The 11,649-nt window shown below is 73.2% G+C and carries 9 protein-coding genes; 3 read left to right on the top strand and 6 right to left on the bottom strand.

Annotation, left to right across the window (positions count from 1 at the left end; genetic code table 11):
• Positions 1-74 precede the first annotated feature (74 nt).
• Positions 75-707 carry a dihydrofolate reductase family protein gene (locus tag ACERM0_RS05985; RefSeq protein WP_373677635.1) on the top strand — a complete coding sequence of 211 codons (633 nt, stop codon included), beginning with the start codon at positions 75-77 and terminating at the stop codon, positions 705-707.
• A gap of 31 nt (positions 708-738) precedes the next feature.
• Here ACERM0_RS05985 and ACERM0_RS05980 read toward each other — a convergent pair whose 3' ends face one another.
• The 6 genes from ACERM0_RS05980 to ACERM0_RS05955 form a co-directional block, all read right to left on the bottom strand.
• On the bottom strand, positions 739-975 hold the full coding sequence (locus tag ACERM0_RS05980) for a hypothetical protein (protein WP_373677634.1): 237 nt from the start codon (positions 973-975) through the stop codon (positions 739-741).
• Between the two features lie 201 nt (positions 976-1,176).
• Complete coding sequence (locus tag ACERM0_RS05975) at positions 1,177-2,097, bottom strand: type IV toxin-antitoxin system AbiEi family antitoxin domain-containing protein (RefSeq protein WP_373677633.1); 921 nt, start codon at positions 2,095-2,097, stop codon at positions 1,177-1,179.
• A gap of 241 nt (positions 2,098-2,338) precedes the next feature.
• Positions 2,339-3,709: an inositol-3-phosphate synthase gene (locus ACERM0_RS05970; RefSeq protein WP_373677632.1), complete on the bottom strand. Its 1,371-nt coding sequence runs from the start codon at positions 3,707-3,709 to the stop codon at positions 2,339-2,341.
• A gap of 151 nt (positions 3,710-3,860) precedes the next feature.
• On the bottom strand, positions 3,861-6,563 hold the full coding sequence (gene glnD, locus ACERM0_RS05965; RefSeq protein WP_373677631.1) for a [protein-PII] uridylyltransferase: 2,703 nt from the start codon (positions 6,561-6,563) through the stop codon (positions 3,861-3,863).
• A 2-nt stretch (positions 6,564-6,565) separates the two neighbouring features.
• Complete coding sequence (locus tag ACERM0_RS05960) at positions 6,566-6,904, bottom strand: P-II family nitrogen regulator (RefSeq protein WP_373677630.1); 339 nt, start codon at positions 6,902-6,904, stop codon at positions 6,566-6,568.
• Positions 6,905-7,052: 148 nt separating this feature from the next.
• Positions 7,053-8,210, bottom strand: a complete 1,158-nt coding sequence (locus ACERM0_RS05955; protein ID WP_373677629.1) for an FIST N-terminal domain-containing protein — start codon at positions 8,208-8,210, stop codon at positions 7,053-7,055.
• A gap of 515 nt (positions 8,211-8,725) precedes the next feature.
• Between ACERM0_RS05955 and ACERM0_RS05950 the strand changes: the two genes are divergently transcribed.
• Positions 8,726-9,952 carry a hypothetical protein gene (locus ACERM0_RS05950; protein WP_373677628.1) on the top strand — a complete coding sequence of 409 codons (1,227 nt, stop codon included), beginning with the start codon at positions 8,726-8,728 and terminating at the stop codon, positions 9,950-9,952.
• A complete protein-coding gene (locus tag ACERM0_RS05945; protein ID WP_373677627.1) occupies positions 9,933-11,645 on the top strand; it encodes a diguanylate cyclase in 1,713 nt (570 codons plus the stop codon). Before ACERM0_RS05950 ends, ACERM0_RS05945 begins: the two co-directional genes overlap by 20 nt.
• Positions 11,646-11,649 lie beyond the last annotated feature (4 nt).

Genomic DNA, 11,649 nt, shown 5'->3' with positions numbered 1-11,649 from the left:
CTCCGCGTCGTCTGCCCCACGAGAGTCCCCGCCCCCCGAGCGGCGTCGACCACCGACCACCGAGGAGCACGACCGTGTCTCGAACCCGCGTCCACAACTTCTCCGTCTCACTCGACGGCTTCGGCACCGGTGAGCGCCAGAGCCGTGAGGCCCCGTTCGGACACGCCGGTGAACGGCTGCACGAGTGGATGTTCGCCACGCGGTTCTGGAAGCCGGGCGGGAGCGACGGCGTCGACGACGCCATCGCCCGCGAACACGAGCCGGGGATCGGTGCCGAGATCATGGGCGCCGGCAAGTACGGCTACCCCGGCTGGCACGAGGATCCCGATTGGACGGGCTGGTGGGGCCCCAACCCACCCTTCCACACGCCGGTCTTCGTCCTCACCCACCACCCGCGGGCGCCGCTCGAGATGGAGGGCGGCACGACCTTCCACTTCGTCGACGCCTCGCCGGCCGAGGCACTCGACGCGGCGCGCGAGGCGGCCGACGGTCTGGACGTCCGCATCGGCGGCGGTGTCACGACCGTCCGGGACTTCGTCGCAGCCGGACTCGTCGACCACCTGCACGTCGTGGTGGTGCCGATCGTGCTCGGTCGCGGCGTGCGCCTCTGGTACGGACTCGAGGCCCTCGAACAGGAATACGCCATCGAGGCGACGCCGTCACCGAGCGGCGTCACGCACCTGACGTTCAGCCGCTCGAGCGGGTGAGCGAGCATGGCCTCTCGGGTCCGCTCGGCACTCAGCCGGGCGAGCCGACGTGCCAGCGGCCGCAGAAGCGGCACTGGTAGACGCCCTTCGGCTCGCCGTGCAGGTGCTCGTGCTCCAGCGCCGCCTGCTCGGCGGCGATCCGGTTGGCGTGCGCGACCTTGGTGCCGCACTCCCGTCGACGCGCGAGGGCGGGGTCGGGTCCCGGCCGGTCCGCGCCGGGCTGTTGCCAGGGCCGGGGCTGCCTGCGCTTGCGTCCCTTGCTCGCCACCCCGACCACCTCCCTCACCGGGTCCAAGGTAAGCGATGGCGACTCGGGACCTTGGCCACCCGCGAGGCCGGCCCTAGGCCTGTTCCACTTCACGGCTGGCGGCTCCGCGTGCTCGGCCCTCGGAACAGGGTGCGGTGAAGGCGTCACGGTGACGCCAGACGAGCACGGATGCGAGTCCGACGTCTCCGTGACGTGCTGGCGTCACTGCGCCGCGTGCAGCTCACGGAGTCGCGCGGCGATCTGCGCCGGTCGGGGTCCGTCGAGGTCCTGGAAACGGAGCACCTCGACGGTCCACCCGAGCGCCCGCATCCGATCTCGCGCCGCCTCGTCGTGGGCTCGTGCGGCCGTCGTGTCGTGCCAGGCGCCGCCGTCGAACTCGACGATGGTCCACAGTCGCGGCCAGGCCGCGTCCACCCGCTTGATGACCGAACCGCCGGCGTCGCGCACGCGGTATTGCAGCTTCGGTTGCGGGGCGCCGTTCCGCATGAGGACCGGTACGCCGATCACCTCCAGAGGCGAGCCGAGCTTGGCGACGTCGTCCGGCAGCCGCGAGAGCGCGGTCAGCAGCCGACGCCGGCCTCTGCTCCCTGCGCTGCGCGCCAGCACCGTCCCGAGCTGGCGGAACGCCTGGCGGTCCTTCCGTGCGAGATCGGCCGCGAGCCGCTCGAGCGACTCCAGACCGAACTGCGGGGCGACGTCCAGCAACGTGCGTGCCTTCGTCGTGCAGCGCAGCCCACCCACGACGGTCGTCTCGTCCTCGTCGAGCGCCGTCGTCGTGTGCAGGGTGCTGGTGCCGACGCGCGGATGACGGCCGCGCCGGACGACGACGTCGTGGGTCGGTGGCTCCTCGATGTCGAGGAAGGCGTGCAGGTGCGCAGCCGACAGGTGGGAGACCCACGACTCCGGGCCCGCCGCGAGCAGCAGCTGCTGCAGATGGCGCCGCCACGTGTGCTCATGGGTGCCGAGGTCGATCACGCCGGGGATCTTCTCGGTCCACCGTCCCTTCGACAGACGTCTGGCGATCGTGGACGGGGACACGCCCGCCTCGGCGAGTTGTGACCGCGTCAGCAGTCCGCGCTGCCCGCTGGCCGCTCTGATGGCTCGTTCGTCGACCGTGCTCATGGCACGCATCGTGCGGGCGGGCACGCGCCTTGCCGATTTGGGCGGCCCGAAGCCTGTGGACAACCGTTGCCCGCCTGCCGGGCGAAGTGACGCCTGGATGCCGATGTGACGCCAACCTCGCAACGATGCGACGCTGGCGTCGCACGGAACGGGTGGCGTCACACCGAATGGCTGGCGTCACACCGACGAACGGGTACGGGGCGGCCGGTCGCGCAGCCGTCCCCGCTGCCGGACGGCGCGGTCAGGAGTCGGGGAGGTAGTCGTCGGCGTAGTACTCGACGCCGAGGTGGGTGATCTGCTCCTCGCCCATCAGCCAGCGCAGGGTGTTCTTGAGCTTGGTCTGCTGGATGAACAGGTCGTGCTCGGGATACAGGCCCGGGGCGACCTGCGGCGCCTTGAAGTAGAAGCTGAGCCACTCCTGGATGCCGCTCATCCCGGCCCGCTGGGCGAGGTCGAGGAACAGTGCGAGGTCGAGGCACAGCGGCGCGGCGAGGATCGAGTCACGGCACAGGAAGTCGACCTTCAGCTGCATCGGGTAGCCGAGCCAGCCGAAGAAGTCGATGTTGTCCCAGCCCTCCTTGTTGTCGCCGCGCGGCGGGTAGTAGTTGATCCGCACGACGTGGTGGAGGTCGCCGTAGAGCTGCGGGTACTTCTCCGGCTGCAGGATCGTGTCCAGCACGCCCAGCTTGGACGTCTCCTTGGTCTTGAACGACTCCGGGTCGTCCAGCACCTCGCCGTCGCGGTTGCCGAGGATGTTGGTCGAGTACCAGCCGGCCATCCCGAGCATGCGGGCCTTGAACATCGGCGCCAGCACGGTCTTGACCATCGTCTGGCCGGTCTTGAAGTCCTTGCCGCAGATCGGCACGTCGTTGTCGGACGCGAACTGGCGCAGCACCGGCGTGTCGACGGTCAGGTTCGGGGCACCGTTGGCGAACGGCACGCCCTCCAGCAGCGCCGCGTACGCATACAGCATCGACGGGCTGATCGCGGGGTCGTCCGCGTCGATCGCCGCCTCGAACGCCTCCAGGTCCTGGTGGGCGGCGCCCGGCTCGATGTAGACCTCGGTCGAGCCGCACCAGATCATCACCATGCGGTCGCAGCCGTGCTGCTCGCGGAAGTCGCGCAGGTCGGCGCGCACGCCCTCCAGCAGCGCCCGCTTCGAAGTGTCGGACTTCACGTTCGGGCCGTCGAGCTTCTTCACGTAGGCCGGGTCGAAGGCGGCCTTCATCGGCCGGATCTCGCGCAGCGCGTCGGCGATCGGCTCCAGGTGGCGGGCGACGTCCAGCACGCCGGCGTTGGCGGCCGAGACGTAGGCGTCGTCCTCGAACGGGTCCCAGGCACCGAACACGATGTCGTCGAGGTCGGCGAGCGGCACGAAGTCCTTGATCAGCGGCGCCCGCTCGTCGGTGCGCTTGCCGAGGCGGATCGTGCCCAGCTGGCTGAGCGAGCCGATCGGCTCCGCCATCCCGCGGCGGATGAGCTCCACGCCGGCGATGAAGGTGGTGGCGACGGCGCCGAGCCCGACGCAGATGACGCCGAGCTTGCCCTCGGCGGGAGCGATCCTGGGGGCGTCGAGCGAGCTCGATGCCGGCTGTGACGAGACGTCGGACACGTTCGGCTCCGCACGGGTGAGGGAGGAGGAGGGCAGGTCGCGAACGCGCCCGCACCGTCGCGCAGGGTAGGCGGCCGCCGCCGGCCGGTCAGATCAGCCGATACCGCACGCCGACAGCCGCCGCCGGGCGCCGGCAGGCGTCGGCGGCGGGTCAGATCGCCCCGACCGGGCCGAGCTCCTCTATGGCGGCGTCGACCGCCAGCCGCAGTTCGGCGAGGTGGTGTTCGTCGAGCGGCCTGCCGTCGCCGTCGCGTACCGCGAACACGTCCACGGCCTCGCGCCCGAGCGTCTGGATGCGCGCGACGACGATGTCGAGTTCCAGCTCCGCCAGCGCCGTCGCGATCGAATACAGCACGCCGACACGGTCGAGCGTGTGGACCTCGACCAGCGTGGCCCGCCCGGCCGGGTCCGGCTCCGACGTGATGGTGGTCGGTACCCGGACACCGCGCAGCCGTGCTGAGGCGGCCCGGGCCTGACGCAACACGCGGGCCCGGATGGCGAGCTTGCCGGCGGCGGCCTCGGCCAGGTCGCCTTCCACCGCCGCCCACCAGGCGCCGGCCGCCCCCTCGGGCGGGCGGACCTTGAAGGTGTCGACCGCGAGACCGTCCTCGCGGCTGAAGGCATCCGCCGCCAGGATCGACCCGGCGTGCAGCGCGACGACGCCGGCCACCTTGGCGAACCAGCCGGGGTGGTCCAGCGCCACGACGTCCAGCTCGTCGACGCGGCCCTCGTCCTCGGGCACGTCCTCGCCGGGCGTGACGCGGGTGCGGACCTCGGTCGGCCCGGGCGGCACGGCCGTCATCAACGTGTGGCGCACCACCGCCCGCGGCGACACGGACCGGGCGTAGCGGGTCGGCAGCAGGGCGAGGTGCTCGCGCACGGCCCCCGCGTCGGCGCCCAGCTCCGGTGCCAGACGCTGGGCCTCGCGCACCGTCGCCACGGCGGCCTCCCGTTCGCGGTCCTGGACGCTGACGGCACGGCCGTCCTGCTCCTCGAGCACTGCGCTGACTTTCGTGATGAGGGTGTGCACCAGGCTGGCCGTCCACGTCGTCCAGGCAGTCGGCCCGGTTGCCAGACCGTCCGCTGCGGACAGCAGATGCAAGCACGCGAGCGTGGAGCGGTCCCCCACCTCTGAGGCGAGGCGACGCACCAGTTCCGGGTCGGTGACGTCGCGCTTGCGCGCCGCGTCCGGCAGCAGCAGGTGCAGGCGCACGAGACGCCCGACCAGGCCGATGGTGCCAGCCGAGGCGCCCATACGTGCGGCGATGGCCGTCGCGAGCGGTATGCCGGTCTCGCTGTGCGGTTCGCCGACGGCCTTGCCGACGTCGTGCAGCAGCACGCCCAGCAGCAGCCCTTCGCGGTCGCCGACCAGCCGCCGCGCCTCGGCGGCCCACGGTTCGCGGCGCACGAGGTCGCCGAGGTGGGCGGCGGCGTGCCAGGCGTGCCGGTCGAGGCTGTAGCGGTGGTAGGGGTTGCGCTGGGGGCGTCCGCGCAGCGCCTCCCACTCCGGCAGCAGCGCGCCCAGCACGCCGACGTCGTCGAGCTCCGCCAGCGCCGGCAGCATGATCTGCCCACGCCACAGCACCCGGACGAAGCGTTCCCGCTGCTGGTCGGACCACGGCCACGGCACGGTGACCTCCTCGGCCCGCCGTCGCAGCCGGGCCGCGCTGGCACGGTCCAGGACCGCGCCGGTGTCGGCCAGCGCCGTGAACAGCCGGGACGGCAGCTGCGACTCGGCGAGGTCCTGACCCTCGGGTAGGCGCAGCACCCCGTCGACCAGTTCGAACCCGTCGTGCTCGCGTTGGGTGGGGCGACGTCGCCGGCGCGCGCCGCGGGCTCGGTCGGCGTCGATCAGCGACCAGGCCCGGCGGTGGACGTGGTCGACGGTGCGGGCGGCGAGGAACAGCTCGCGCAGCAGGTCGTGCGCGGCCAGGTCGTTCGCGCCGCGGTCCTCGTAGCCCAACCGGGCCGCCACCGCGTCCTGCAGTTCCAGGCGCAGCACCTCGTTGCGCGTGCCGTTGCCGACGGTGCCCTGCAGCTCGGCGGTCACGAGGTGCAGGGCGACGCGGGCGGCCAGCAGCCGGTCGCGGGCGCGGACCAGGCGGGGACGGTCGGCGGCACCGAGGTAGCCGGCCGGCACGAGCGGGTCGAGCCCGGCCACCCCCACCAGGGCGGCCGCGGCCCACGCCAGCGACTGCACGTCGCGCAGCCCACCGGCACCGTTCTTCAGGTCCGGTTCGAGCGCCTCGGCCGCGTCCCCGGCCTTGCGCCGCCGCGCGACGTCGGCCCGGCGCAGCGCCTCGAGGAACCGGTGCGGGCGCTGTCGCAGCCGCCGCAGCACCTCGACCTGCACCAGATGGGTGAAGTGCCGGTCCCCGGCGACGGTGCGCAGGTCCAACATCGAGGTGGCCGTGTCGACGTCGTCGACCGCGCCGATCGCTTCGCGCCGGTTGCGCACGGCGTAGCCGACGCGCAGCCCGGCGTCCCACAGCGGGTAGACGATCTCGCGGACGGCGAACTCGAGCGCCGGCTGCTCCAGCCGGTCGTGCAGGAGCAGCAGGTCCACGTCCGAGGTGGGACACAGCTCACGCCGGCCGTAGCCGCCCACGGCGACCACGGACAGCCGGTGGCCGTCGACCACGCGGGCGGCCAGCCGGCACAGCGCCTGGTCGACCGCGCCGCTCCACGCCTCGCACCACGCGCGGCCCGGCGGCGGCCCGGCGGCCCGCAGGGCCTCGCCACGCTCGCGCAACCAGTCCGCGACTGCGGCCGCCTCATCGGGAACCGCGGGGGCCGGAGGCGCGTCCCCGTGGTCGGGGGTGGGCGGCGCGGCGGCAGGGCGACGGTCGAGCATCGTCAGATGGCGTCGCCGTCGCGCTCCCCGGTCCGGATCCGCACGACCTGCTCCACCGGGGTGACGAAGACCTTGCCGTCACCCACCTGGCCGGTCTGGGCGTGCTTGACGATGGTCTCCACCACGTCGTCGACCTGCCCGTCGGACGCGAGGATCTCCAGCTTGACCTTCGGTACGAACTCGACCGTGTACTCGGCGCCCCGGTACACCTCGGTGTGACCGCGCTGGCGGCCGTAGCCGCGTACCTCGCCGACGGTCAGGCCCTGGATGCCGAGGTCCTGCAGCGCCTCCTTGACCTGGTCGAGCTTGTGCGGCTTCACGATCGCGGTGACGAGCTTCACGTCGTCCTCCTGTTGCTGGCGCGTCCGTCGCCGGAGCACCGCGCGGCGCCGGCGACGGGCGCTCCCGCCACCGGCCACGGCGTCGCCGTGGTCGCGGCAGCATCGGACAGGGCGGTGTCCCGGCCGTGTCACGACCGTTTCGTGGGCGTTACGTCCCGCGCTGACGGACGTCGTGCGCGTCGAAGACCAGCATGGACGCGGTGTAGCCGTGCAGATGCGAGCGGTCGCCAACCGGCCCGAGCTCGCCGGCGCAGAACGCCCCGCCGACCGTGCCGCCCAGCGCCCCACGGACCAGTTGCACGTCGTGGTCGGGCACGCCGAACAGGCCCTGCCCACGGCCCGTGCACGTGAACAGCAGCGCGCCGGCGGCGGGCCCGACACCGGCCAGCGACGCGGCCAGGTCGTCGTGCGCGGTGCTCGCGTCGCGGACCTGGAACTGCACCGTCTGGCCGACCCGCGGCAGGTCGCCCACGGTGACGCTGCCGTGCTCCGGGTCGACGGCGAGCACGCCGCGGACGAGGAAGTCGCCGGTGGTGTAGCGGTCGCGCACCTCGTCGACGACGAGTCCGACCTGGAGCCCGCCGCGCTCCAGCAGCGCACGTTCGGTGTCGTCCACCTCGTCGAGGAGCTCCTGCAGACGCCGGGTCGCCGGCACACCACCCAGCTCCAGGATGCGGTTGCGGTCGACGGCCGTGACGGTCAACGGCTCCCCGATCGGCCGGCAGCCCTGGGACACGACCGGTCGCGTCGCCACGCCGCGCAGGACGACGCCGACGGCACCGTCGTCGTGCACCTGGCCGTCGAGGAGGAAGCGGCTCAGCCCCGCGCCGCCCGTGACCAGCCCGCCGATCAGGGTCGGCCCCCGGCCACGCTCGCCGATGCGGATCGCGACTTCGGCGGCGGGAAACGACAGCGGGTCCGCGAGCACGAGCACGGTGTCGTCCGGATGGGGGTCGGGCCAGCCGGCGACGGCCATTCCGCCCTCGGGTGTGCGGATCGCCCAGGACCGGAACGGCTGCAACCGTCCGCCGGGCATGCTGGCGCCCCAGACGACCACGCCGGGTCCGGATTCCACCTCGGCGTCGGGGCCCACCACGCCCTGGGACACGGCGCCGACGAGGACGCCCGGTTCCAGCCGGGTCTCCACGGCGACGCCGATCGCCTCGAGCTCCTCGGCGTGCTCGGGCCGGACGAACACGACGGCGAGATCGCAGGTGCCGCCGAGGCCGACGGCGACGGCGTCGGCCGCTTCGGCGGCTGCCAGGGCTCCCTCGGCGGTGCGCGACAGCGACGCGGCGACGTCCATGGCAGGCACCTCGTTCCCGGTCGTCTCCGAGCGTAGAGGGCGCCAGGAGTCGAACCACGCGCCCACTTGTGCGAACGACGCACGGACGGGCACCCTCGCCGCGGGAGACGCGTTGAATCACGTGTAGGCGGTCCGCCCCTGACCGCCAGTGCGCGCCGATCATTCCCGACGCCCCATCGGGTGGCGCGCCAGTGAGCACACCCTTCCCCCAAGGGCGCTCACAGCCGGTCGACGCCGTGCCCCGCGCGTCCCGGTTTGAACGGACCCCCGGCCCCCCAGCCGGGGGTCCGTTTCGTTCCGGCCGTCGAGGCGGAGGTGCCCGCGCTGCCGCTGCCGCACCGCGGCGGAGCCGATGCGCCGCGGTGTCATGCCCGCGCTTCCGCTCGCATCTGGCGATGCGTGGCGCCCATCGCGATTGCGCTTCGGAGGCCGGGCTAGAGTTCCGAAATTCATCGATCGTGCGCATCTCGCACGGACGCTCAAGTGGGTCTCGCAGGTGCCGATTGCGAGGCCACGTGCCGACCACGGGGGCCCTCGAGCCGATGCTGCCTTCACGACCCGGATTCCGGACGGCGAGACTTCTCTCGCTGGCCCTGCTGGTCGTGCTGCTCGTCGGCTTCCCCGTCGCCGGCCACGCCGACAACGGCAACGGCCGAGCGGCCGTGCAGTCGTCCCACGACGAGCTCACACGCGCGGCCCTGCGCGCACTTGCCGACCTGGGCGTCGACGGGCAGATCGACAAGCTGCTCGCGGACGCGCCGTCGAACGCGCAGGTTCGCATCAAGGACAACGGCAACGGCCGGGTCGAGGTGCGCATCGAGGTCGACGGCAAGGTGCGCACCCGTGTCGAGGTACGGACCGACAACGGCAAGGGCAACGCCGGCAAGGCCGCGGCCAAGGGCGCCGCGAACGGAAAGGCCAACGGCAACGGCAAGGCCAAGGGCAACGGCAAGGGGAACGACCAGGTCGGCGCGGACTCGGTCAAGGTGTCGGTGAAGACGAAGACCCAGGTCACCGGACCCGACGGGAAGAAGACCACCACGCAGACGCGTGGGAACGCCGTCGCCGATGCCGCGAAGGGCACCGTGAAGGCCGACGCGCGCACCAACACCTCCGGCCCCGGCGGCGCGCAGCAGCGCAGCAGCTCGGAGACGCCGCTGACCCGCAGTCGGACGCCGGTCGGCGGTGACGGGACGCCGCCCGCCACCGAGCAGCCCACGCGCCCCTCGCCGTCGGACCGGCCGAGCTCGCCGGCGCCACGCCCATCGGAGACGCCCGCGGAGCGCGCCGGGACGCGTGTGCCCCCGCCGGCCCTGCCGCCCGAGGACCTCGCCGCTGGCCCGGACACGACCCCGCCGTCGCCCAGTCCCGCCCCCGCCGCGGTGTCGGAAGCCGCCGACGCCGCCGACGCCGCGGACACGGCGGACGGCAACGACGCTGAATCCGACCAGGGGACCCCGGTCGCGGCCGCGGGAACGCCTCAGTCGCCAGACGTGCTGAGTGGCGGTATCGGGGAACGGCTGTCGCGCGCCGGCGAGGCCGGCGGTGCGCTGCTGAACGAGGCGCGGCGAGCGATCGAGACGCTGCCGGCGCCGGTGCGCAACTTCGGTGTCCCGATCGGTCTGGTCCTGGCACTGGCCAGCTACCTGGCGCTTCAGCGCCGCTTCCGTCCTGGTCTGCTACCCATGTCGGTGTCCGGGGAGCCCGGCCAGGAGGGAGTCCGTGAGCGCCACCGCCTCTGACGACGTCACTCGCGGAGCGCGGTTGCGCGCGGTCACGGTCGGTCGGCTGCTGGCCCTGGCGGTCTTCGCCCTGTACCTCGCCACGCTGGGTCGCGACCTCGTCGATCCCGCCGGCGCCTCGCTACTGGTGGCCGTCGCCGTCGGTCACCTCGTCGTCAACGCCGTCAGCCTGATCGCCTCGCAGCGCCGGGACGCCCTGCCCGCGGTCATCGAACTGACCGCGCTGATGGACGCCGCCGCGATCGCGGTGGTGCTGGCGGTGACCGGCGGTATCGCGAGCCCGCTGGCCTGGCTGGTGCTGGCCGAGGCCGTCGCCGTCACGCTCGTGTTCGGGTGGGGCGGTGGCGTGCGGATCGCTGCCGTGCTCAGTATCGCGTTGCTGTGGGTGCGCTCGGTCGACCCGCCGACCCTGCCGCAGGCGGTCGACGCCGTGCGGCCCGTCGACGGCAGCCTCGCGCTGGCGCTGGACCCGGACCTGCGCGCCGTCTGGTTGCTGCTGGGGCTGTGGGCGGTCACCGGCCTGGTGGGGGTGCTCAACGGCGTCACCGAGCGCGACCTGCGCCGCTGGCTGACCGACCTCACGATGCTGCGCCAGGTCACCCGGCAACTCGACCCGCGACGTGGCGTTGACCGCGTCTGCGAGGCGTTGGCGACCACCATGGTCGACCAGCTCGACTACCGCGGTGCGGTCGTCTGGCTGACCCACGAGGGACGCCTGAAGCCGGTGGCGCAGGCCGGGCACGGCGGCGGCGACGCCGTCGAGGAAGCCGCCCTGCTCTCCCCTTCCGAGCATCCCATCGCCACCGCCGTGGAGCGCGACACGCCGACGCTGGTCAAGCGCAACGACGTGCGCCCGGGCGTCCTGCAGCGTGCGCACGGACCCGACGCCCCGCTGGCCCTACTGCCGTTGCGAATCGACGGCCGGCTCCTGGCCGTCATCAGCGCCGAGGTGAACAAGCCGCTGCTGGGTGCCCCGTCGCTGCGCGGCGGGGACCTGCGGCGGCTGAGCCTGCTCGCCGACGAGGCGTCGCTGCTGCTGGACAACGCCCGGTTGCAGGCCGACCTGCGGTCCATGGCGACCACGGACGGGCTGACTGGCCTGCCCAATCACCGCTACCTGCAGCAGCGGCTGACCGCCGAGCTGTCACGCGTGTCGCGCAGCTCCGACCTCGGCGAACAGCGCGTGCTGTCCGTCGCCCTGTTCGACCTCGACTTCTTCAAGCGGATCAACGACACCTACGGACATCCCACCGGTGACGCGGTGCTGGTCGGGGTGTCGCGGCGGGCGCAGGACCTGCTGCGCACCAGCGACGTCGTGTGCCGCTACGGCGGCGAGGAGTTCGCGGTCATCCTGGTCGACACCTCGGCACCCGAGGCCCGCCGCGCCTGCGAGCGGCTGGGCGACGCCATCCGGGCCCTGGAGTTCGAGTCGGAGGACGGCCGCGACCTCGGCACCGTGACCGCGTCGTTCGGGATCGCGACCACCGTCGGGACGGCGCTGGACCGCGCCGAACTGATCGCCGGCGCCGACCGCGCCCTGTACGCCGCCAAGCGCGCCGGCCGTGACCGCGTCGTTCACCTCGAGGACCTCGACGAGGACGACGAGGACGAGGGCACGCGCACGCAGCCACGCACCGAGGCGGACCTGCCCGGCATGCCGGTGTCCGACGACGCGCGGCTCGGCACCGCGTGACATG

This window comes from Egicoccus sp. AB-alg2 (genome assembly GCF_041821065.1).
Classification (GTDB): Bacteria; Actinomycetota; Nitriliruptoria; order Nitriliruptorales; family Nitriliruptoraceae; genus Egicoccus.
This window is presented reverse-complemented; position numbering and strand designations above follow the sequence as displayed.